Annotated in this window: 21 protein-coding genes and 1 pseudogene; 12 read left to right on the top strand and 10 right to left on the bottom strand. The window is 66.7% G+C overall.

Translation table 11 applies throughout. From position 1 onward, the window contains the following. Window position 1 precedes the first annotated feature (1 nt). The 6 genes from DAT35_RS56245 (at window position 2) to DAT35_RS56220 (ending at window position 6596) form a co-directional block, all read left to right on the top strand. Window positions 2-1315: a Dyp-type peroxidase gene (locus DAT35_RS56245; protein ID WP_108077740.1), complete on the top strand. Its 1314-nt coding sequence runs from the start codon at window positions 2-4 to the stop codon at window positions 1313-1315. Next, on the top strand, window positions 1312-2739 hold the full coding sequence (locus DAT35_RS56240; RefSeq protein WP_108077739.1) for an NAD(P)/FAD-dependent oxidoreductase: 1428 nt from the start codon (window positions 1312-1314) through the stop codon (window positions 2737-2739). Before DAT35_RS56245 ends, DAT35_RS56240 begins: the two co-directional genes overlap by 4 nt. A 100-nt stretch (window positions 2740-2839) precedes the next feature. Then, window positions 2840-3457 carry a TetR/AcrR family transcriptional regulator gene (locus DAT35_RS56235; protein ID WP_158502404.1) on the top strand — a complete coding sequence of 206 codons (618 nt, stop codon included), beginning with the start codon at window positions 2840-2842 and terminating at the stop codon, window positions 3455-3457. Then, on the top strand, window positions 3454-4542 hold the full coding sequence (locus DAT35_RS56230; RefSeq protein WP_108077737.1) for a DUF418 domain-containing protein: 1089 nt from the start codon (window positions 3454-3456) through the stop codon (window positions 4540-4542). The genes DAT35_RS56235 and DAT35_RS56230 overlap by 4 nt, the downstream gene beginning before the upstream one ends. A gap of 535 nt (window positions 4543-5077) precedes the next feature. Further along, a complete protein-coding gene (locus DAT35_RS60375; RefSeq protein ID WP_199243316.1) occupies window positions 5078-5836 on the top strand; it encodes a DUF6310 domain-containing protein in 759 nt (252 codons plus the stop codon). Between the two features lies 1 nt (window position 5837). Then, window positions 5838-6596, top strand: a complete 759-nt coding sequence (locus DAT35_RS56220; protein ID WP_108077736.1) for a DUF5953 family protein — start codon at window positions 5838-5840, stop codon at window positions 6594-6596. A gap of 393 nt (window positions 6597-6989) precedes the next feature. Here DAT35_RS56220 and DAT35_RS56215 read toward each other — a convergent pair whose 3' ends face one another. The 4 genes from DAT35_RS56215 to DAT35_RS56200 all read right to left on the bottom strand — a co-directional run bounded on the left by DAT35_RS56215 (window position 6990) and on the right by DAT35_RS56200 (window position 12921). Further along, a complete protein-coding gene (locus DAT35_RS56215) occupies window positions 6990-7973 on the bottom strand; it encodes a hypothetical protein (protein ID WP_108077735.1) in 984 nt (327 codons plus the stop codon). Window positions 7974-8585: 612 nt separating this feature from the next. Next, window positions 8586-9428, bottom strand: a complete 843-nt coding sequence (locus DAT35_RS56210) for a hypothetical protein (RefSeq protein WP_108077734.1) — start codon at window positions 9426-9428, stop codon at window positions 8586-8588. A gap of 56 nt (window positions 9429-9484) precedes the next feature. Next, window positions 9485-11692, bottom strand: a complete 2208-nt coding sequence (locus DAT35_RS56205; protein WP_158502402.1) for a M64 family metallopeptidase — start codon at window positions 11690-11692, stop codon at window positions 9485-9487. 206 nt (window positions 11693-11898) lie between these two features. Beyond that, the gene (locus DAT35_RS56200; RefSeq protein ID WP_108077732.1) at window positions 11899-12921 is read right to left on the bottom strand and encodes a PrsW family intramembrane metalloprotease; all 1023 of its coding nucleotides are present in this window, start codon (window positions 12919-12921) and stop codon (window positions 11899-11901) included. Window positions 12922-13010: 89 nt separating this feature from the next. Here DAT35_RS56200 and DAT35_RS56195 point away from each other — a divergent pair, with 89 nt between their 5' ends. After that, window positions 13011-13718 (top strand): NIPSNAP family protein, encoded by a 708-nt coding sequence (locus DAT35_RS56195; RefSeq protein WP_108077731.1) that lies wholly within the window; start codon window positions 13011-13013, stop codon window positions 13716-13718. A 115-nt stretch (window positions 13719-13833) separates the two neighbouring features. Here the strand turns inward: DAT35_RS56195 and DAT35_RS56190 are convergent, their stop codons facing one another. Further along, window positions 13834-14832 (bottom strand): hypothetical protein, encoded by a 999-nt coding sequence (locus DAT35_RS56190; RefSeq protein WP_146210311.1) that lies wholly within the window; start codon window positions 14830-14832, stop codon window positions 13834-13836. A 304-nt stretch (window positions 14833-15136) separates the two neighbouring features. Between DAT35_RS56190 and DAT35_RS56185 the strand changes: the two genes are divergently transcribed. Further along, window positions 15137-16327 carry a M48 family metallopeptidase gene (locus DAT35_RS56185; RefSeq protein ID WP_108077729.1) on the top strand — a complete coding sequence of 397 codons (1191 nt, stop codon included), beginning with the start codon at window positions 15137-15139 and terminating at the stop codon, window positions 16325-16327. Here DAT35_RS56185 and DAT35_RS56180 read toward each other — a convergent pair. Beyond that, window positions 16276-16455, bottom strand: a complete 180-nt coding sequence (locus DAT35_RS56180) for a hypothetical protein (RefSeq protein ID WP_108077728.1) — start codon at window positions 16453-16455, stop codon at window positions 16276-16278. The genes DAT35_RS56185 and DAT35_RS56180 overlap by 52 nt on opposite strands. A gap of 173 nt (window positions 16456-16628) precedes the next feature. On the opposite strand from DAT35_RS56180, the gene DAT35_RS56175 reads away from it, so the two are divergent. Continuing rightward, complete coding sequence (locus tag DAT35_RS56175) at window positions 16629-17180, top strand: mannan-binding lectin (protein WP_108077727.1); 552 nt, start codon at window positions 16629-16631, stop codon at window positions 17178-17180. Between the two features lie 75 nt (window positions 17181-17255). Here DAT35_RS56175 and DAT35_RS56170 read toward each other — a convergent pair whose 3' ends face one another. Continuing rightward, entirely contained in the window at window positions 17256-19436 is a 2181-nt protein-coding gene (locus tag DAT35_RS56170) for a YCF48-related protein (RefSeq protein ID WP_158502400.1), read from the bottom strand. 360 nt (window positions 19437-19796) lie between these two features. Then, on the bottom strand, window positions 19797-20231 hold the full coding sequence (locus DAT35_RS56165) for a RidA family protein (RefSeq protein WP_108077725.1): 435 nt from the start codon (window positions 20229-20231) through the stop codon (window positions 19797-19799). Between the two features lie 133 nt (window positions 20232-20364). Here DAT35_RS56165 and DAT35_RS62035 point away from each other — a divergent pair, with 133 nt between their 5' ends. Continuing rightward, on the top strand, window positions 20365-20490 hold the full coding sequence (locus DAT35_RS62035; protein WP_255415272.1) for a hypothetical protein: 126 nt from the start codon (window positions 20365-20367) through the stop codon (window positions 20488-20490). Between the two features lie 227 nt (window positions 20491-20717). Here DAT35_RS62035 and DAT35_RS56155 read toward each other — a convergent pair whose 3' ends face one another. Next, window positions 20718-21272 (bottom strand): peptidoglycan-binding protein, encoded by a 555-nt coding sequence (locus DAT35_RS56155; RefSeq protein ID WP_199243315.1) that lies wholly within the window; start codon window positions 21270-21272, stop codon window positions 20718-20720. Between the two features lie 97 nt (window positions 21273-21369). On the opposite strand from DAT35_RS56155, the gene DAT35_RS60370 reads away from it, so the two are divergent. Next, window positions 21370-21699, top strand: coding sequence for a hypothetical protein (locus tag DAT35_RS60370; RefSeq protein WP_199243314.1), 330 nt, complete (start codon window positions 21370-21372; stop codon window positions 21697-21699). Between the two features lie 53 nt (window positions 21700-21752). Then, window positions 21753-21839, top strand: a pseudogene (locus DAT35_RS61675) (hypothetical protein); the annotation flags it as partial. A gap of 123 nt (window positions 21840-21962) precedes the next feature. Here the strand turns inward: DAT35_RS61675 and DAT35_RS61670 are convergent. Further along, window positions 21963-22271: hypothetical protein (locus DAT35_RS61670; RefSeq protein ID WP_233262303.1), on the bottom strand; the 309-nt coding region annotated here is incomplete at its 5' end.

Here is a 22271-nt window from a genome sequence, read left to right as displayed (position 1 = left end):
CATGCTCGAACTGGACGACATCCAGAGCGGAGTGCTGCGGCCCCGGCCTTCTCCGTACGTCGCGACCTACATCCTCCTCCGCATCGACGACCGGAGGGCGGGACGGGAGTTGATGGGCCGGCTCGGCTCGGTGGTGGCTTCGGCCGCCCATCCGGAAAGCCCGACTGCCGATTGCTGGGTCAGCGTCGCGCTCACGTATCACGGGCTCGAGGCGCTGGGCGTGCCGCAGGACTCCCTGGACAGCTTCGCGTGGGAGTTCCGGCAGGGGATGGCCGCCCGGGCGAGCGCGTTGGGAGACGTTGGCGAGAGCAGCCCCGAGCACTGGGAACCGCCGCTGGGAACGAGAGATGTCCACGTCGTGTTGACGGCTCTTTCGCCGGACCGGGTTCAACTCGAAGCCGCGCTGGCGCGCGCGCACAAAGCCCTGCGGGAGTCTGGCGGGGTCAAGGCGATCTGGCGTCAGGACTGCCACTCGCTGAGCACTGGCAAGGAGCCGTTCGGGTTCAGGGATGGCATCAGTCATCCGGCCGTCGAGGGGAGCGGTATTCCAGGAAGCAATCCCCGCGAGGAGCCGCTCAAGGCAGGCGAATTCGTCCTCGGCTACCCCGACGAGACGGGCAGCTTGCCCCCGATGCCCCGGCCCGACGTCCTGGGTCGCAATGGAACGTACGTCGCCTTCCGCAAGCTTCATCAGCGAGTGGCCGCGTTCCGGCAGTACCTGAAGAACAACTCGAGCAGCCCGGAGGACGAAGAGAGTCTGGCCGCGAAGATGATGGGAAGATGGCGAAGCGGCGCGCCGCTGGCGCTGTGCCCTCACCACGACGCTCCCGACCTGGGCGCCGATCCGCGGCGCAACAATGACTTCCGCTATGCGGATGACCCGACCGGGTACAAGACGCCCCCCTCGTCTCATGTCCGGCGAGCGAATCCTCGCGACGCGTCCGTCGCTGGCGTGGTCAGGCTTCATCGGATGATCCGGCGCGGAACCGCCTACGGGCCCGAGCTGCCCGAGGGCGTCCTCGATGACGACGGCGCCGATCGCGGGTTGATGTTTGCCTTTATCGGCGCGCACCTCGGACGGCAGTTCGAGTTCGTGCAATCGGAGTGGCTCAACGGTGGTGAGTTTCTCGGGTTGGGCGAGGCGAAAGACCCCATTGCTGGCGCCAACGACGGAACCGGCGTGTTCTCGTTCCCGCGGCGGCCCATCCCCAGGCGTCTGCGAGGCCTTCCGCAGTTCGTGGTCACGCGCGGAGGAGAGTACTGCCTCATGCCCGGGCTGCGCGCTCTGCGCTGGCTGGCGGACCTCCGGACATGAACGCCTCGACGAGCATGGACGTCGTGGTCATCGGTTCCGGACCCGCGGGACTGCTCGCAGCGCTTCGAGCCGGTGACCTGGGCGCCCGAACCACCCTCGTCACCCGCGGCGAGTTCGGCGGCATGGCGGCCCACGACGGACCGGTTCCGGTGAGAACGCTGGCGCATGCGGCGCGGCTGATCCGCGACGCCCGGCAACTGGGCCGCTATGGCATCGCGGTCACCGAACCGGTGCTGGATTACGCGCGACTGCTCACGCGCGTGCGCGAGGTGGTCGGCGATGTTCGCGCGCGAGCGGCCCTGCGCGAGCAGATCGATGCGGCGGGGGTCACCGTGCACGAGCATGCCGGCGCAGCGCGCTTCGTGGACCCGCACACCGTCGAGACCCAGCACGGGCTGCGATTTCGAGCGGAGAAGTTCATCCTCTGCACCGGCGGCGTCAGCCGGCGCCTCCCGGTCCCGGGGTTCGAGCTCACGGTGACCCACAGCGATGCGTGGCACCTGACGACTGTTCCACCGACCATGGTGGTGGTCGGCGGCGGCGCGACGGGAGTACAGGTCGCGTCGATCTTCAGCGCGTTCGGCACGAGGGTGCAGCTCTTCCAGGCTGCGGCGCGCATCCTGCCGACCGAGGACGAAGACGTGTCCACCGCCGTCGCTGAGTCCTTTCGTCAGGCCGGCATGGCGGTGCGCGAGGCCTTCGGCGAGATCGAGCGCTTTGAAAGGGCGCCGGGCGGCGTGCGGATGGTCTTCTCCAAAAACGGAGTGCGGGACAGCGCCGAGGCCGCGCTCGTCGTCGTCGCGGTGGGATGGACGGCCGACACCGCCGCGCTCAACCTCGCGGCGGCGGGCGTCGAGACCGACTCGCGAGGATTCGTGCGCGTCGACGCTCATCTGCGAACCTCCGCGCCGCACATCTTCGCCGCCGGAGATGTGACCGGGCGCCTGATGCTGGTCCCCCAGGCGTTGCAGGACGGCTTCGTCGCGGGCTCCAACGCGGCGAACGCTCGGATGATCACCGTCACGGACGAGGTGTGTCCGATCGGCAGTTTCACCGATCCCGAGTACGCGCAAGTGGGCCTCACCGAAGCGAAGGCGCGTCAAACGCACGACGTCGTCGTGGCGGTGGTGCGCTTCGACTCGACGACGCGCACGATCATCGATGGTCGGACGACCGGGTTCTGCAAGCTGATCGTCGACCGCGCCACGCGCAGAATCCTCGGTTGCCACGTGGTGGGCGAGCGGGCGGTCGACATGGTCCAGACGGCGGCGATCGCCATCGAGGCGGGGATGCGAGTGGATGAGCTGGCGCGCGTTCCGCTCTCGTTTCCCACCTATACCGGGGTCCTGGGTCGCGCGGCGGCCATCGCTGCCCGCCAGCTCCATGTCGGCGTGGACCGGGCTCGCTTCGCGGACCTCCTTTGACCGTTCCCCAAGGTCGGAAGGAGTGGCCGGGTCCGAGCGTGGACCGCATTTCTCTCGCCCGGATTGACACTCGCTCCCGCATGAGACAAATATGTCTCATATGAGACGACGAGGTATCGGAGACCCTCCATCCTCCGCGGCCCCTTCTGGGACCCGGGCCCTGCTGCTGAGCACCGCCGCGCAGGTGTTCGCGGCCAACCCCTCCGCGTCCTTGGACGAGGTCGCGAGAACTGCGGGCGTAGGGCGTGCGACGCTGCACCGGCACTTCGGTTCGCGCACGGAGCTGATTCGCGCGGCGGGTCTGGATGCCATCGCCCAGCTCGAGCAGGCCCTTCGCGCCCATCCGTTCGAGAAGCTCCCTCCGGCGGCGGCGCTGGACGCGATGGCGACCGCACTCGTCCCATGGGGTGAAAAGCTCCGGTTTCTCCTCGTCGCTTCCGAGCTCGAAGAGGACCCAGAGCTCAAAGCCGCTGAAGCGCGCGTCGATGAGCGGATCGGAGCTGTCCTGGACCGGGCTCGTGAGAAGGGCGTGCTTCGCCGGGATGTTCCGCTCGCCTGGCTGTTCTCCTCCTTCGAGGCCCTTCTGTATGCGGCATGGATGGCGGTCGCTCGCGGAGACCTCGCCGCGAATGACGCCTCGCGCACCTTCCTCGAGACCTTCCTGCACGGGCACGCCGTGTCCTCACTCCCGGGTGGAAGGCAGGAGAATCGGCGATGACGGACTCACCCTCGGCATCGGCGCGCATCCACGGGTTTGACATTGCCCGCTCGCTCGCCATCTGCGGCATGCTCGTGGTGCACTCGGTGCTCGTCCTGGGGCCACCCACGGAGCGTCTGTCGGGCCTCGACCGCTTCGTCTTCAACCTGTGCGACGGACGCGCCGCAGCCACGTTCGTCCTCTTGGCGGGCCTCGGCGTGGGACAACTCCTGGCACGGACGGAGGACTCCAGTCATCGCCGCGTACTGTGGCGCCGGGCCGCGTTCCTCGGCACGCTGGGGGTGCTCAACCTCGTCATCTGGCCTGGCGACATCCTGCGGCTCTACGGCGTCGCACTCCTCGCCGCGCCGCTGTTGCACCGAGGGTCATCGCGAGCACTCACGCTCCTCATCGCGGTGTTGGTCCTTGGCTTTCCTGTCGCCGCTGCATTCATCGACTGGGATGCGCGCTGGGAGTGGGCAACGCTGACCTATCGTGGTCTCTGGACGCCCTCCGGATTCGTGTCGAACCTCGTCATCGATGGATTCCGGCCCTTGATTCCGTGGCTCGCCTTCTTCGTGCTGGGCTTGCGCCTCTCCCGTCTGGACTGGCGTGACGGCGGGACAGCGCGGCGGATGCTGCTCACGGGGGGCGTACTCCTTCTTGTTGCGGAGCTCGCCTCGATGGCGCTCATCCAGCTGGCGGGTCGGAGCTCCCTGGCTTCGAGCCTGGGTCCGCAAGGCATCGCCGCGATCCTTGGCACGCATTCGATGCCGCCCATGCCGCAGTTCATCCTCTCCGCCTTCGGGTTCGCGGGCCTGGTGATTGGAGTCGGCTTCGTCCTCGCGGAACACCTTCCGGCACACGCGCGGAATGCGCTCGTGTCCACGGGGCGTCTGGCGCTCACCTGGTATGTCAGCCACATCCTGCTGCTGGTCGGCCTGGCCGTCACCGGGTTCCACAATCGCCTCGCGGCGAAGAGCGCGATCATGCTCGCGGTCGCGGGGTTCGCGGCCATGGTGGCCATCTCCCACGCCCGGGACGGCGCGCCGATGCTCCTGGAGCGGATGCTCCGCGGCCAGTCGAACCGCGCCACTCCACGGTGATCGGGTGGCATTCACCTGGAGAGGTGTCAGAGAATTCGAGTCGTGCGATGCGCTCTACGAATCCTCTGACACCTTCTTCGCCTTCGGCGGGGGTCGGCACGGGGGTGGGCATATCCGGGGCTGCTCAGTTAGCGCCTCCTCTGACGCCGTGTTCGCACCGCTCGCGAGCGCCGAGGTGCTCACTCCGGCAGGCGTCGGGCATTCTCGCTGTCAAAGCGGGCGGCATACCCCAGAACGGAGCCGCCTTGACCCACGGCGCCCCACTTGTTTGATAAGGACGTCCCCATGCGTCTACGCGCTTGCTTCTCACTGCTGCTATTTCTCTCTGCCTGCGCGAGCGCGCCCCCCCCCGCCGCCGATGCCTCGGCCTCACGCCTTCGTCCCGACTCTTCCCTCGGGCCCCAGCATCCGGCTCGTGTCCGCGCCGATGGAGCCGGTGCAGCAAGGGTCGCGAATTGGAAAGGTGGACCTGGACCAAGCCAGGGCCCTGCTGTCTCGAGCGCGTAATGACTTGGAGCCGCGTCAATGGGAGGTGTTGGATCGCAAGCTTACCGCAGCGGAACGGGCCTTCGAGCGCTTCTCCAGCGCCGCGAAGACGAGCGGGCAAGCCGCCGAGGTAGTGAGGAGGGCGGAGGGTCTTGCCCAGGCGGGCCGAGCCAGAACGGTCGCCGGAGCGCTCTCCCGGGTGGGTCCGTTGCTCGTGGGCTTGGTCCTGCTCTACCCCTCCAATACCGCCTCAGCAGAAATCGACCGCCGCCCGGAGTGGGTAGACGCTCAACGGGAGTTCGAGGCACGGCTGCGAGACGTGTCGGAGGCCTCGCAGCAGCTCATGGTGGAGCTTGAGGCCCAACCGCGTGCGACGAAAGCACCGGCCCGGGAGCTCTCGACGCAGAAGCAGCCCCCGTCCGCCCTCGTGGAGGAAGACGACCCGAGATGCAAGCCCATCCCATTGCCGCGCCACCTCGGCGGACATGACCCTCATAACGAGTGCGCCGACAAGATGCCGAATAACAGCTTTCCCGGCGGGGACGTGTATGTGAATGGGAAGAGCTTCGACGCGCTGCAGCTGGCCACGCGTACGCTCTGGGAGGTCAAGACGGATGATTTTGGCAAGCACTCACCTCACTCGCAGAGGTTCTTCATCAAAATGAAATTGAGCGAGATACAGCGCGAGGCCAAGCTCGCCAAGGAATGTGGGTATGACTTCATTGTTGGCGTGCGCAGTGAAGCTCACAAGACCGCATTGCTATTCGCGGATCGCTCCCTCAAAGTCGTCGTCATGGACTGGTGCTGAAATGACGTCTGGTCACAATGAGCTTGGCATCATCGTCTATGCGCCTGCACTCGTGGGTTCCGATATGCGGCCTCTCACCATCATTTATGGGATGGAACGTGCGCTTCCGGGCTTGCGCCTGGGATGGACGACTTCCGAAAAGGAAGACTTTATTGCATTGCCTCGCCGCGATGAGTGGGTCGCGGCAAACAGAACAGACGGCGGGTTTCCGTTCCTCTGCAATAATGACGATAACCACCTCGTGACGATTGCTGGTTGGGAAAACCCGAACGGTCTTGCTGCAGGCAGCCCGCCGCACTTTGAAGTCCATGCGGACCTGCCGCTAGACGCAGCCGGCATCGCGGCAGCAGTGGATGTGCTGGAAGCCGTAGCGGAGGGCGCACGCTCGTTCTGGGGGCACGCGACGCCGTTCAACGCGGGTGTGGAGATCGCACAGCAGACGAATCCCACATTGGAAGGGCCTCCACGTCCACCACGCGGGCTGCCAGCGCTCAAACTCCCCGACAAGATCCGCTTGCCCGAGATCCCACATTATCTGGGGTGGCTGAACTACTGGTCGGCCGCCGCTGCAGAAGCCATCAGGTTCCCAGACCCTGCTCGCGATTCGGACCTGCTCTCACTGGCGCGGCGCACGGCGTCGGGCGGGTGGGTTGTGCAACTCACGGATGCGCCGCTCGACCTCGACAACCCTGCCCACCTGGACGCGCTTAAACGGGCCTACGAGCGTTTCCCGGAGATCGGCGGGCGCTCCAGCCTTTGATGTTCGGCACCGCTCGCGGGTTGGGGAGGTGTCTTGGGGAGGTGTCATACTCGACTTTCGCCATTTTGAGGAGAGCTGGCGAGGAGGGCGGGAGCGCAGGAGGAGGGCGGCCAACGGGAATGGTTGAGAAGTCGACCAAGACTTTTCCCATCCAGTACACCGATGACCGCCCCCTCATTGAACACGTTGCTGTCGATACTTCTGCTCGTCGGCCCCGCCTTCACACGAAGGTCTCAACTCCACCGCCTCAACCTAAAGCCACATGCACTGAGGCTCTCTCCGGCCTGAAAATGGCGAAAGTCGAGTCTGACACCTTCTGCGGGTCGTCTGGCCAATTCTTCGTCTGGCGCGCGATGTCCACGCTTGCCCTGATCGGCATGGCGGTCCGTTGCCTCACCGGGCCAGCGCGTAACCCATCAACCATTCCTGGGTGCCGTGGCCCTCGCAGTCGGACTGGTTCGACACGAAGTGCTGCTGCACCTTGGAGTCGTAGCAGCGGTAGAGGGGCAGGGTGTTCGGTTGGGGTTCCTCGAAGACCCACCCCGCCGTCCGCAACCAGGAGTACCCGTCCGCCGCGCAGTCGGCCAGGAGGTGGTCGGGGTGTCCGGGCCAGTCGCTCACGCAATCCTCCAGCTTGACCGTCGCCAGCGTGGGATGGGGCTTCGTCATCAGATAGCCCAGGAGGCCCTCGTACACATACGCCCCGTCGCCGTTGGGGACGGGTGCCGTCGTGCTCCAACGGTCCTGGGTGGTGGCGTTGTACCAACGCGACAGTGCAATGCCGACCTGAGGGGAGACGGGAGTGGGGGACATCCACATCCAGACGTCGCGGAACACCAGGTACCGCTTGTCGAACCCCTCCCCCGGCTGGACATAGGTATAGGTCAGGATGAACGGGTTGCGGATCTCATGGTCGACGGTGTCCGGACTCAGGACACTGGGGTAGGCGATGAGCTCCGTCGGCGCGGGGCGCTTCCACGAATCGCCATCCAAGAGGATCAACGGCTCGCCCAGGGTGCGGAAGCTGTGCTTGTCGCTGGAGAAGGAGGCCTTCAAGCCCCCGAACCATTCGTCCGTGCCCAGCAGGAGGATTTGATCCTGGGTCACCCAGTGCGCTGCCGAACTGCCCAGGGCCCCGAGGCCGGTGGCCTCTCCGCCCAGTCCGGGCTGGCTCCAGGAGGTGCCATGATACTTGAACCAGTTGCCGGGACCCGGGCTCGCCACCGGCGCGCGCGCGACGATGGTCTCCCAGTCGCGCGCCCGCAGGCAGTACGCGTAGTAGTAGCCGTCAGCGGCCCGGATGATGGTGCAATCGCCCTCGCCCGTGTGGATGCCTGAGGTCGGCGCATCGGTGCCGGTGAGGATCTGCCCCCGCATGTGAGCCCTTCATCGGTGGACGTGGCGAAGCTCATCGCCTTGTGGGTCTGCTCCATCAAGTAGTTGCAATCACTCTCCGTGTGGACGAACCCGAGGACGGTACCGCCCACCTTCACCGTGTCGCTCATCCATCGCCCGCACTCGTCGGAGGAGCCCGCTGGACCGGCGCTCAGAACCGCACGCCGTACGCCCCCCATGTCCCCGGCTTCCTTGCCGTCAATCGCATAGGTGGTCGCGTTCGCGGTGAATCCCCGCTTGAGGCCATTGGCCAGCCGGATCTCGTTGAAGAAGCCGTCCAGCTCATCCGCGGCAGGTCCCCGGACGATACGCGGGCGGTCGATGCGGACGTTGATGCACTCGATGCAGAGAGGATCGGCGGCACTTCCAGTCCGAACGACGAGCAGGCTGAGCAGAGCCAGCAGGCTCCACAAGTGGTTCAACAGGTGTCGCATGGGTCGCGAGCTCCTGATGTGTCCCGGCCAACACCTGGCAGCCAGCCTGCCGCGACTGTGCGCGCCCGGCAAGTCCCAGCCCTCGAGCGCTGGGGAGGTGTCAGAGGATTCGAGTCGTGCGATGCGCTCTACGAATCCTCTGACACCTTTCGCGGCGTCTCTACTGCTGTGCGCGGATGCCCTTGCCGCGGATCTGCGGTCCGAGCGCGTCGGCGCGCAGGTGCACCAGTGTACGCAGCTGCTGCCCCTGCTTGAGCTCCGTCAGCCGCTCCGGCGTCAGGTGGCCCGAGGGCTCACCCGGGTTGAGCCGGTACAGCTTCACGTCCAGCTTCTCCACCGCGTCGCGCAGGCTCATTCCCGGCACGCGCACCACGACCGTTGTCTCGCGCTCCGCCTGGAAGTGGTGCCCCGAGGTTTCATCCGCCCGCCCCCCGTAGCTGTGCGCCTCGAAGGGATCTGGCAGTCCCTCCACCGCCAGCGTGCGCGCCCCGTCGGACACCTCGTACAGGAAGTCTCCCTTGGGCTCGGGGGAGAGGGCCACCTTGCCCGCCAGCTCGGTGGCGCTCACCAGCTCCGCGCTGCCGTCCGTGGTCACTCGCAGCACCAGCACCAGGTGTGAGCCCTGGGATGCTGCGTCTTGCCGGGCCCCCTGCTGCGTGCCTCCCCGGGCCAGGGTCGCGGGCGCGCTCGGCTCGCGGCGCACCACCGGCGGGGACTGGCGCAGCGCCTCCTCCATGCTCATCGCCTGCCCTCCCGCCGCGAGCGCTCCGGGGCTCGCCTCCACGCCTGGCCGGGCCTTGCCGGGAGGCAGCTCGCTGCCGGGCATGCGGCTGCCCGAGGTGACGGAGATCCGCTCCCCTTGCTGGGCTCGGCCCTCGGCCTGGAAGCCCTGGGGCGTGCCAGCGTGGGGGTTGTCCGCCATCGCCGGCAGGCTGCTGAGAGCACCCGCCAGCGCCATCATCAGGACCTTGCGGCCCGGGGTGTTGCTCCTCTTGGAAGTCATGATTGCAAACCTCTGCGTGTTCGAAGTGGAAGATGGGTACGTGGGCTCGTCCGCGCTCACGGCATGCTGTCCGACCAGGGCTTCGAGTCGTACAGAGGCGTGTAGATCCAGTGGTAGTAGTGGCGATCCATCGTGAAGCCGGAGCTGGTGCGGCGGATCAACCCGAACCACTCGGTGTTGCGCACGAAGAGGTCCGCCTTGCCCGCGCCGCCCTCGTAGTTGGCGCTCAGGAACTGGTCCGAGACGCCCAGGTTCCAACTGCCCACCCAGTCCGCGGACCAGCTGCCGCTGAGCGTGGTGCCCCCGGACATGAGGGTGCCCAGGTACTGCGTGTTCCAGTCGGTGGTGTTGTAGACGAACAGGTCGCCCCGCCCATCCTTGTTGGCGTCCGAGACGAAGAAGCGGTCGCCCTTCTTCATCGTCCAGCCGGGGATGTTGGTGGCCCAGGCGGTGGCGGAGTCGTCGTCGTAGCGGGCGGCGTAGTCCAGCGTGGTGCCCGAGGAGTGCGTCAGCTCCAGGTAGGCGACGGACCAGTCGGTGCCGTTGAAGACATACAGGTCATCCTTGCCGTCCGCATCGATGTCCGCCACGAAGTGCTGGTCATTGGCGCCCATGTTCCAGCCGGAGGCGAGCGTGGTGGTGTACAGCTTGATGTCGGAGATGCCGGTGCCGGAGCTGCGCAGCATGCCCAGGTACTTGTAGGCCCAGTTCACGCCGTTGAAGACGTAGAGGTCCTCGCGGTTGTCGCCATCGAAGTCGGCCACGTACAGCTTGTCACCGGCGCGCATGCTCCAGCCGGGCACCGCACCGTCGTAGCGGATGGTGGTGGTGAGGCCGGTCCCCGTGGAGTGCAGCAGGCCCAGGGAGACGGTGCTCGAGCTCGAGCCCGTGAACAGATACAGGTCCTTCTTTCCGTCCGCGTCGAAGTCCGCGACGAAGAGCTGGTCCGCCGTGCCGATGTTGCCGTAGCCCGGCACCGAGGTGCCGTACCAGAGGACGGCCTCGAGACCGGTGCCGTTGGAGCGCAGCAGTCCGATGTAGGGGGTGTACCAGTCGGTGGTGTTGATGACGTAGACGTCATCCTTGCCGTCACCGTCGAAGTCGCCCACGGAGTAGCGGTCCCCGGGCCTGAGCGTCCAGGTATAGGATCCGCCCGGCATCGCCGGCACCATGTTGTTGGCCGTCCACACGCGGTTGGACTGATAGGGGCTGGTGCTGGTGCGATAGATGGCCAGGTCGCCACCATTGTGGATGAGCACGTCATCGCGCCCGTCACCGTCGAAGTCGCCGGTCAGCGCGGTGTCGAAGGTGTGCTCCAGGTTCGGGTAGAGCTGCTTGCGCATGAGCGTCTGGCACACCGGGCAATAATTGGGCGTATTGCCTTTCATCCGGCAGTTGTGCACCGGCCGGTAGATGCCCGAGTCGTAGGTGCTGCAACCCGTGAACTCGCCCACCGTGCGGTTGCTGTCCATGCCGGCCAGCAGGCTGGTGACCACCGGGGTGGCGGGGTCGATGAAGCGGTTCCACACCACCGAGCTGCGGTCGAGCACCGACGAGCAGTTCATCGTGTTCACCAGCGAGCCCGAATAGGCCCCACGGCCCGCGGAGTACTCGTCACGCAGTCCGCCAATGCCATGGCCCGCCTCGTGCGCCACCACCTGCCACGAGATGCCCAGCGGCTGGACGATGTCCCGAGGCCCCCGGTTGCACCCGCCGTAGGCCGGGTCGTTCAACAGCACGATGACGTAGTCCGCGTGGCTCAGTCCGTTGTTGGCCAGGGCCGCGTTCTTCGCGCTCTCCGTGAGGTCGATGCCACCCGACCAGGTGTGCTCCAGCCAGCAGTGTGCCCACGAGCCCGAGAAGCGATAGCGCAGCGGCGTGTTCTTGTCGGCGATGCTCACCACGGTGTCATCGCTGCCGTCGCTCGAGGTGCCGTTCTCGTCGTAGGTAATCTTGCTCATCCCCGAGTCCACCGAGGTGAGGTTGATGCGGTACACGTTGAAGGCGTTCTGCTCTTCGGCGAAGAAGTCATTGCCGAACATGCCCTGCGTCACCAGGTTCAGCACGTTCGTGTTGTACGAAGTCTGATCTCCCGACGCGAAGCCGTCGCCCATGATGACGACGACCTTCTTGCCCGCGTCTGGACCGTTGTCGATGACCTTCGTGCAGGCGGGCGCCGTGCATGTCGCCGCCTGCGCCTCTCCCAGCGCCGCCATGGACGCGCACAGCGCCCCCAGCAGCATGATCGTCCTCGAAATTGTCATGAAAGCCTCCCGGCCTCGTGGCCTGCGTCCCCCTTCAGCAAGACGCCGGCCAGGATTCCTGGCGCTCCAGGGAAATGGGCCTGAGCACGGAATCCGCTCGAAGATCCGGGGGTTACGTCGGACGGCGCGAGGGCGGCGCTTCGGCGGGTGGCACAGGTGCGGTGGCACAGCTGTGCCACCGTGCCAGCGCGTGTGCCTGCCTTCGCTTACGACACGGGCGAGGCCACGAGGGGCTCGCGCAGCCCCGAGCGGAACACGCGGAAGCAGACCCAGGTGGGCGGCATGTTGACGACGAGCGCGAAGAGCGCCCATGAGATGTAGCCATCGGCATTGAGGGTCGGGCGTTGCTCGTGGATGCCGGAGATCGTGAAGTACCAGAGCAGCCCACAGAAGCAGAGCCCCAGGCCCCCCAGGCCGAGTTTGACCCACGCCCAGTAGGTTCGTTCGAGAGGGGGCTGGCGTGGGACCCCAGCCCATTCCACCTCCGGTGCCATCTCCGGGCCCGTGTCACCCGTGGCGAGTGCCCGGGCCTGGTGTTCCAACACATGGAAGAGCCGGGTCTGCTCGTTGCGGAGTGCCATGAAAAGCTTCCGTCCCCAGTACAGGCCAAGGCAGCTCACGGGGAGCGCCAGGAAGCAGGCCCGAACGCTCCGGGTGGCCAACGGGGTCACCACCAGGACGTGCAGGAGGATGGCGCTGCCCAGCCCCGTGGCCATGAGCTTGCGGCGCTGGGCCCCGTCGGAGGTGAAGTGCGCGCGGCCCACGCAGGCCCCCATCACCATGCCACAGGCGGCTTGCCCCATGACCGAGAGGACCATGCGCGGCATGGCGAGGCTCGGGCTGTCCAGGGTCGCGATGAAGAGGTTCTCGAACATGGCGAAGCCGAGCGAGGCGGTGGTGCCGTAGACGACACCATCCAGGGGCTCGTTGAAGGCGGGCTTGCTCCGCACGTAGAGGGACAACAGGAGGAACTTGCAGACCTCCAGGGGAATGGCGAGCAGGAGGAGGGTGCTCCACCATGCCGTGCTCCACAACCCCGTCGCCAGTCTCAGGCTCTGCGCATGGAGCGGCACGCTCAGGAGGATCGCCAGCGGGCAGAGGCAAAAGCCGAGGAAGAAGGTCCTCACCCGGAGTGCGCGTGGCTCGGGGAACTGGTCGTAAGCGTAGACGTACCAGAGCACGACGAGGCTCGGGATGAGCGCCGAGCCCCAGAGGAGGATGCGTTCCATGCGGGTGCACCCTAACAGGCACCAGAGCCCGCGGCCCCGATTGTGTGTACCCTCCGCGCATCCAGCAGACGCAGAGGAAGGAACACACCATGCCGACGGACAACCGCTTCCTGGAGATTCGCACGTACAAGCTGCGCCCCGGCACGCGGGAGCGGTTCGATACCCTCTTCCGCACGGGCGCCGTCGCGCTGATGCGGCGCCAGGGCATCACGGTGGTCGACTTCGGCCCCTCCCTCCATGACACGGACAGCTACTGCCTGATGCGCGCGTACCCGTCGCTCGAGCACCGCACGAAGGTGCTCGACGCCTTCTACGGCAGCAAGGAGTGGACCGAGACGTACGACGCCGAAGTCATGGCGATGATCGACACGTACAACACCGTGGTGCGCCCCGTCCTCCCCGGGCTCCCCCACTCGTTCGACCAGGGCGAGGCAGGAGCCGTTGAGAACCGCCAGGAGGGAGGCACGATTACCCTCCCCGAGGGCGCGCCGATGAAGGACTACCAGCGCTACATCCACGAGCTCGAGACGCTGCATGGATGGCTGAAGGTGGACCTCGTGCACAACTGCTTCCTCATGGGGGAGGAGATGGGGGAGCTGTTCAAGGCGGTGCGCCGCTACAACAAGCTCTTCGACGAGGGCCAGGGCACGCCGACGGACAAGGCCCGAGCCAACCTCTCCGAAGAGCTGGTGGATGTCTTCAACTACCTGCTGGCCATCGCCAACCGTGTCGGCGTAGACCTGGAGCAGGCGTTCCGGGAGAAGAACGCTCGCAACCAGCAGCGCACGTGGAGCTGAGGATGCTCCAAGGGAAGAGGGGGCACAGCCGTGTCACGACGCCGCTGCGCCTGGGACTGCACTGGAAGGGTCCTTTCGGGCCCTTCCAGATGCTCGGCCTGCGAGCCTCTTCTGGCTACTGGATGGAGATGCCGCAGCGGTACGAATCGGTGGTCAGATCGCCCCAGTCCACCGAGGTGACCAGGTTGAACGCCTCACCGAAGTAGCCGCGCGCATAGACCGGGACGCCGATCGGGTCGAGCAGGTTCCCCAGGGCACAGGTGGTGCAGCCACCGCTGGTGATGTCATCTTCATTGGGCAGGGTGAACTGGGAATTGACCAGCTCGCAGTGGTCCTGACCGTGCCCGGCGTAGTCCGCGATCTCATAGTAGGTGCCCGTCTCGCTGCTGCTCATGTACAGCTTGTAGCGATTGGACTCGCACAGCTCGGCGCCCACCCACTTGTTGTACTTGGGCACGTAGCGCACGTAGCGATCCCCTGAGCAGTAGCGCACCGAGCCGTAGGTCTTGAAGGTATAGGTGCGCCACTCGGTCACGGGCACACCGCACTCGTACCACTCGGTGCTCAGGTCGCCCCAGTCCACCGCGGTGGCCAGGCTGAAGGCGCCGCCGACGGCGCTGCGCGCATAGACCTGGACGCCGATCGGGTCGATCAGCGCTCCCAGGGCGCAGTTGGTGCAGCCTCCACTGGTGATGTCATCATCGTTGGGCAGGGTGAACTGGGTATTGACCAGCTCGCAATGGTCCTGACCGTGCCCGCTGTAGTCCGCCAGCTGGTAGTAGGTGCCAGTCTGGCTGCTGCTCATGTACAGCTTGTAGCGGTTCTTGCTGCCGCACAGGACCGCACCCACCCACTTGTTGTACTTGGACACGTAGCGCACGTAGCGCGCACCCGTACAGGCCGTCGCGCTCCCAGCGCCGATCTGAAAGTTGTACGCGAACCAGCCGCCCGCCGTGCCAGCAGGTGTCAGCGCGGCGGCCGTTGTGGCCAGCTCTTCCGGGGTCAGCTTCTCCCCATCGGCGGGTGGCTCGACAACCCCTCCGCAGCCGCTCAGGGCGATGGCTGCCACCAGGGCAGTAGTCGTGACGGTCCAACGGATCGACATCAATGGCATGGGAGTCCTTCTCCGGTGAGTGCTCCAGTGAGCGTGTTCAGGTTCAACGGCGAAATCGCGGCAGAGGCCCATCCGAACAGAGATGCCGAAATAATCTTGTAATGCTGGATGGGCCTGATTGTCAGTTTAAACTGTTTTGGTCGAATTAGGAACTTCCTCAAACGAGACGGAGCCGGAAGCGCCCAGACGCTCTCGGGCCTTCATGAGCATGAGAAAGAGAGAATCCTTCCAAGAAGGCATGGAGAGGTGTTTCCCCGCCGAGTGGTAGTCTCCGCCGTCTGCTGTCATCCAGAGAGGGGGAGTCATGTCGCGTAGCCGTTTCCGCAGGGTTGCATTCCTGTTGCTCACGTCCGCTTGCGCCACCGCGCCCAGGCCCGCGTCCGAGCCCGCGTCCGAGCCCGCGTCCGGGGAAGGCTCCGGCGTGGCTGTGGCGCAGAACGTACGCTCGGAGCCACGTACGCGGGCTCACGCCTTCCTCTCGCCCTCGGAGTTGATTCAGCGGTTGCAGTCCTCTCCGGTGGAGTACCTCATCCGTGACCTCGAGAGCCTCGAGGGCATGGCCCCCGAGCAACTCCTGGACTTCGTCTGGCCCTACGGCCCCGACCCCATCGAGTACCCGGTGGTCGAGCTGACCGCGGACGGCACGCGGGTCGTGCGGCCGGCGAGGTTCGATTCCGGGGCGATGGCGCTCATCGAGCAGGCCGAGCCGCATTACCGGGCCAGGCGCTACGAGGAGGCGGAGAAGCTGTATACACAGGCGCTCGCGAAGGAGCCGGGCAACTACCTCGCGGCACTCGGCCTGGGGGATGTGGCGCTCTTCTCGGGTGACCCGAAGACGGCGCTCACGCGCTACGAGCAGGCCACCCGCCTCAACCCCGATGACCACCGCAGTTACTTCTTCCGCGCCACCGCGTTCGCGCAGCTGGGTCGGTTTGGCGAAGCGCGCGACATGTACGCCTGGGCGCTCGCGCTACGTCCCGAGCACCCGTACGTGACGAACGCCGTCACCTCCAACGCCACCAGGCTGGGCATCCAGTTGCAGCCCCGCGTGCTGCGGCCTCGGACCATCGCGCGCCCCGAGGGCAAGGGTGTCACCGTCTACGTCGAAGCGGGTTCCGCATGGATGGTCTATGGATTGTGCAAGGCGTTCTGGCTCGGAGACGAGGGCCACCGCGAGGAGATGACCGGCGAGCGCGCGTACCACCGAACTGATATCGAGGAGTTCGAGTGCCTGAGCATGCTCGGTGTCGCCTACTCGCACCGGGAAGAAGGAAAGCCACAGGACCCGGCCCTCGAGCGCTTCCTGCGCATCGCTGAGGAGGGTTATGGCAAGGAGCTCATCTTCTACGAAGTGATTGCGCGGCAGGCACCCCACGTGGCGCTCACCCTCGCGTCCGATGAGCGCGAGCGGCTGCACCAGTACGTGCTGCGCTACGTGCTGCGCTACGTGTTGCCGCTCGAGGCCGGGAGCGGCGACAGCACTGCCTCGCGCTGAGCGGCGGAAGGGGTGCGCATCTGTTTGATGATCATCATTACCGCCGCGCAGCCACAACTGTTCATCTTCTCCTGGGTGTAGAGTCTGTAGGTGGTGCCCTGGCTGTCCGTGACGCTCGTCCAAGCCATGTGCTGCTCCTGGTGTCTCCTCATGGAGATGGCTGATGAGGGGTTTTGTGAAGAGGCCTGGATGAAGGGGTTGTGACGCGCATCACGCTTCGCGAGTGAGGTCCATCACAGTCACCGACCCTCGCTTTCCTTACTATCCAATCATTCACCGCAGCCCAAAAGGAGAGGGAATCATGAAGTGGATGATGAGTGTGATGACCGCTGTGATGATGTTTGTGTCTGTTGGTGCGGCGCGTGCGGCGGATGCGCCCTCCTGTGATGCGAAGACCTCGCCCATCGCGAACCAGAAGGCGGCCGACGCGGCGTGTCCGGGCGTTTGTACGAAGGCGGGCTACGGCAAGTGGAACGGCCAGTGGACGAACACGCCGCCGTCTGGAGTCGGACCCGTCTGCGGCTGCGCCGCCAAGTCGCAGGACGCCAAGACGAGCCCCATCGCGAACCAGCAGGATGCGGACAAGCGGTGCCCGTCCGTCTGCAAGGGGGCCAATGGCGTCTGGAATGGGCAGTGGACGAACACGCCGCCGTCCGGCGCCGGGCCCGTCTGTGGTTGCTACCAGATGAAGGCGGCGGACGTGAAGACGAGCCCCATCGCGAACCAGCAGGATGCGGACAAGCGGTGCCCGGCCGTCTGCGCCGGCGCCAAGGCCACCTGGAACGGCCAGTGGACGAACACGCCGCCGTCCGGAGCCGGGCCCGTCTGTGGTTGCCTCACGCCGTCCTGCTGAGCTCAGACCTCCAGCCCAGAGCCTTGGTCGAAAAGCGGATGCTCAGCCGCCGCTCGGAGCCACGCGCGCGTGGACTCAAGGCCGGTCGAGGGTGAGGATCACTCCCTCGGCGCCGACCATCCACAGATGCTTGCCGTCGGGTGTTCCGTGCAGGCCGTGGCGCAGCTCGCGGGCGACCTCGGCCTGGCGCCCGGGCACGCCGCAAGGGTTGTCCGTGGAGAACACCACCGCCTGGGCGCCGCGCCAGTTGCCGGCGCCCCACGCGAGGCCCACGGTCGGCGCGAACACGTCATCGTAGGTGTCCGCCTCCGCCCAGTACTGCCGCTTCCAGGTCGCGCCGCCATCGTCGCTGCGCGCCACCATGCCCTGCGCTGCGTTGAGCACTTTCGCTTCGCCTACTGCCCACAGGTGGGTCGCGTCCGCACCCCAGATTGCCTTCAGGCTGCCGTCGTCGATCTGCACCTGGCGCCAGGTGGCGCCGCCGTCGGTGGAGATGGCAACCGCGGCCTTGCCGGTGATGCCGTTCCCCGGGGCGATCCCCGCGGCGAAGACGTGGTTCGCGTCCGCGGCCCACAGGTCGGTGACGCAGGCGAGATCCTTGATCGTGCTCGGCTGCCAGTTCTGACCGCCATCGCTCGAGCGGTACACGGTCGCGCCCGCGAAGATGCAGAGGCCGCCGCCGGTCCACAGGTGGTTCGTGTCGAGCCCGAAGAGGGTGAGCAGTTTCTCGTTCACAGACGCGCGCTCGGACCAGGTGTCGCCGTGGTCCTGCGAGTAGTGGATCTTCCCGAGCTCGTCCGTGACCCAGCGTTGGGCGCCCACGCCATAGACCGCGGTGAGCCTGGTCGCGGCGGTGCCGAGGTCGCGCCTGGTCCAGGTGGCGCCGCGATCGGAGGTGTTCACGACGGTGGAGGCCTCGCCGATGGCAATCACGTGGTCAGCATCGACGACCCAGAGCGCGTGCAGGTCCCGGTTGTTTCCGCGCGTGGCGTCGGTCCAGTCGGTCCCGTTCGCGGTGGTGACGAGGTACCCGTCGATGCCTGCCGCCCAGGGTGCACCGGACGGCGTCCCGTGCATCGCGCCGAAGCGGGTGGAGAAGCGCTTGTCCTGGACCGTCCAACTGGTGCCGCCGTTCGAGCTCCCCGCGACGCTGCCCACCACGCCAGCCACGTACAGGTGCTGTCCATCGGCGGTGAAGATGCCCGCCCACTGCTCGCCGCCGGCCTTCTGCATCTGCACGGTCCAGTGGTCTCCGTTGTCGGTGGACGTCGCGATGGTGCTCGCGCCGCCGGCGATCCACAGTTTGCCTGCGCCGTTGGTGGCGATCCCGAAGATGCTGGAAGGCGCCGCGGTGGCGCTCTTGGTCCAGGTCGCCCCCGAATCGGTTGACCGGTAGAAGGCGCCGCCGAGCGTCCCCGCCCACATCTCCGAGGCGCTCCGCACGTACAGCGCGCTGAACTGATCCGAGGACTCGAAGGCCACCGAGGCCCAATGGTGGCCGCCGTCGGTGCTGCGCAGGATGTTCAGCCGGCTCGCCACCAGGAGCGTGTTCGCGTCCAAGCCGGTGAGCTCCATCGGGAGCGCGGCGACCGCGCCCGGCGGGAACTGACCCACCTCGGTCCAGGTGGCCCCGCCGTCGGTCGTGGCGTAGAGCGAACCGGCCTCGTTCACCGCGAAGACGTGGGACGCGTCGGGGCCCCAGACCGCGCCGAAGATCGCCTCCGGGACACTCGCCACCATCGTCCAGGACGAGCCGCCGTTGACCGTCTTGAAGATCGAGCCGTTGAATTCCACCGCGTAGCCGGTGAGGGCGTCCGCGAACCACACGTCGGAGAACGACCCCTGCACGAAGCTGCCGCGGCGGTGACCCACTGCGCGCACCCAGCTCTCGTCCGGCGTCTTCTGCACCTGGTAGCTCGCCGTGCCCGCGACCTCCGAGCCGAAGAGTTCCTTCGCGGTGAAGCTGAAGCTCTGGGTGCCCGTCTTCCAGTCTCCGGCGGGCGGGTAGAACTCGGCGGTGTCGTTCTCGCGCTCCGTGGTGGACCACAGCTGCGGGATGGGCCCCGGTTGGGCAATTGAGCCGCCCGTATTCAGGGTGGCGTCGTGGACCGTGTCGGAGAACTGCACCTTGATGGGACACTTGCTCTGCAGCGTCGACCCGTCGGAGGGAGCCAGTCCCACGACGGTGAGCGGGTTCTCCGAACTGCGGCAGGCCACGAGCGTGAGAGCGGCCATCGCCCAGAGCGCATTTCGCATCGGGTTCCTCTTATGTATGAACGGCGCGCCCGAGGAGACGGTCGCGCAGCTCCAGTGGCGCGGGTCGCATGGAAACCGGGCGTTGCGTGTCATTGCCTTGGCCTCCGCGACCTTGGTGCAATCTATATCGCGCTCGGCCACATCGGTGGAACAGGTGCCATCGTCGCCATGGGTGAGGAACCCGAGCTCGCTCGTGCTCCCGTCGGGCGCGCGGTAGCGGCCGAGGCGCATCAGGCGCGGCGCCTCCTCCGCGAGCTGAGATCAACGCCAAGGCTGCCCCGGCAAGGTGATGCATGAGCGGGCCAGAGAGGGGCCGGCTGGTTTCCTGCCAGGTGGAGTACTCCCTTCGTGTTGCGCATCTCAGGCGCGCAGGACGGCCACCGCCTCGACTTCGAAGAGCATCCCGTCCAGCGCCAGCCGCGGGACGGGAATCAGGGTGCAGGTCGGCTTCATGCCCCCATTCCAGGCCTGGTCGAGCTCGGGGCCGATGATGCGCAGCTTCTCCTCGGAGTGGTCCACCACCAGCATCGTGAGCTTGGCCACGTCGCCCACGTCCGCTCCCACGGACTTCAGGGCCGTGCGGATGTTGCTGAACGCCTGCCGGACCTGGAGGCGGAAGTCCGGTTGGAGCTGGCCGGACTCGTTCTCGCCGCCCTGTCCCGCGAGGTAGATGAGCTTCGTGCCGGGCGCCACCTGGGCGACGTGGGAGAAGCCGTACGGGCTCGGGTCGAAGAGCCCCTTGGGATTCGTCAGCACCAGTGTGGCCGTCTTGGAGGGTTCAGCGCTCTGTCCCATGGTTCACCTGTTTCTGTGAAAACTGATTGAAGGGCCGGAGGAGGCGTTCCGCTGCACCGAGATTCGAAAGCGGTGCGCCGAAGCCAACCCCGCCTCGCGGGAGTTCCTGCGGCCGTGTGCCATCGCCGCCGCCATGCACAAGGCCGAGCTGGCCTGGCGCCGGGAGCTGGCCTCGCAGACGCTGGCGGACATGATGGCCGCGGCACCGCGCTCGGCGGCGGAGGGGGCCCGGCGTTGGTTCGGGCGGACCGGCAGTTGAGCCTTCCGCGCCGTGTGATGGGTGCGGCATCTGGCGCATGGGCTGCGGTTCGACGACGGGCGGGCTCCCGGGGCACGCAAGAAGGCCGGTCACGTCGGTTCGTTGTGCCGCACTATCTCGTCTTGCCCCGTCTTGTCCCGTTTGCGGGCATAGCGTCAGCCGGACTGCTTCTGGCTCTGTGCCCTGTTGCAAGTAGAACAGGCGTCCTTCGCTGTGCAGCTCACGCCTCACTTATCAATGTGGAGGTGGGGACCGCTCCAGACCGCCTGTCCCCGCGGGCGCGACCGCTCATCGCGCACGTTGTAGCCGTGGCTCCGGGCATCAGCGATGAAGGCGTCGATGCGCTCCGGCGAGACGCCGCGGGTGCGCACGTCGATCGCCCGTCCCTGGTAGTGCTTCGAGCCGGGGTTGTGCTTTCCTCCCATCGTCGAGGTCACGGTGAGGCCGTGCTGTTCCGCGAGCCGAGCCATCGCCTCGTACGGCCGGCCAGTCGTCGACGGGACGCTCGAAGCGCGGGTGGTTGTCTTGGAGCCGTTGAGGGCATCGAACGTGTGCCGTCCCACGACGCCATCCGCCTTGAGTCCCACCGAGCGCTGGAAGTCGCGAACCGCCTTCTCCGTCATGCTGCCGAACTTCCCGTCAGTTTTTCCGGGATTGAATCCCGCCGAGCGCAGCCGATCCTGCAACGCCCGGACGCTCTCATTCGCCGCCCCCTTGCGGAGCGATCCGCTCGTCGTATAGCCGGCCACGCTGGCCCGATCAGCCGCCCGCGCCGAAGCCATCGAGCCAGACTTCGAGAAGCTGCTCGCAGCGGAATACCCGGCCACGCTGGCCCGGTCAGCTGCCCGCGCGGCCGCCATCGAGCCGGACTTCGAGGGTTTGCTTGCAGCGGAGTACCCGGCCACGCTGGCCCGATCAGCCGCTCGCGCCGAAGCCATCGAGCCCTTCGAGAAGCTGCTCGCAGCGGAATACCCGGCCACGCTGGCCCGGTCAGCTGCCCGCGCGGCCGCCATCGAGCCGGACTTCGAGGTGCTCTTCGAAGCGGAAGACCTCCCCACGCTCGAACGATCGGCCGAGGACCTGCTTCCAGAACTGCTGCGAGACGAAGAACTTGCGCCACCGACGGCCATGGGGGGCTCCTGTGGAGGGGAGGGGGCGCATGATGTTTACGCCGCCACGGTTGTAACTACATTGTCGGACGCGCGGTGAAAGAGTTGCGGCCGAATCCGTCCCGACTGTGTCAATGAGCTTCTGGTACAGCGATGTCGAAACGCTTCACCGGGCTGGAACTCCTCCGTCGCCTTGCCTCCCTGGTGCCTCCGCCGCGGGCGAACCTGACGAGGTTCCACGGCGTCTTCGCCCCAGGCGCGAAAGTGCGGCCATTTCTGCTCCCTCAAGAGGGGGCGGAGCCGGGGCCGGAGGAAGACCAGTGCCGCGCCCCGCCAGGGAAGCCGGCCTGGGCTGGGCAGGCATTACTCCCCCGCCAACTCACCCGCCCAGTAGAGCTGGCCATCGGCGGGATCCCAGCCGAAGGCATGGCCGCGGATGTGTTGCTGACGTCCCGTTTCGAGCTCGTAGACACCGGCCTGGGGCGAATCCTCGCTGCTGTTGGCGTAGTTCCACGCCAGGAACCGCCCATCCGGTGACCACAGCATCCCCCAGGGGAGGCCCTCTCGAACGACCTGGCGCGACCGCATGTCATAGAGAAGTCCCTGGCGCCAGTGCTCGTCCCCGACGAGCACCTGGTTCGTCCCCCGCCGCCACGACACGCCTCGGGCCGG

The organism is Vitiosangium sp. GDMCC 1.1324 (assembly GCF_003044305.1).
In the GTDB taxonomy this organism is placed as follows: Bacteria; Myxococcota; Myxococcia; order Myxococcales; family Myxococcaceae; genus Archangium.
Note: the sequence above shows the minus strand (reverse complement) of the source record. Positions and strands in the feature narration are given on the sequence as shown.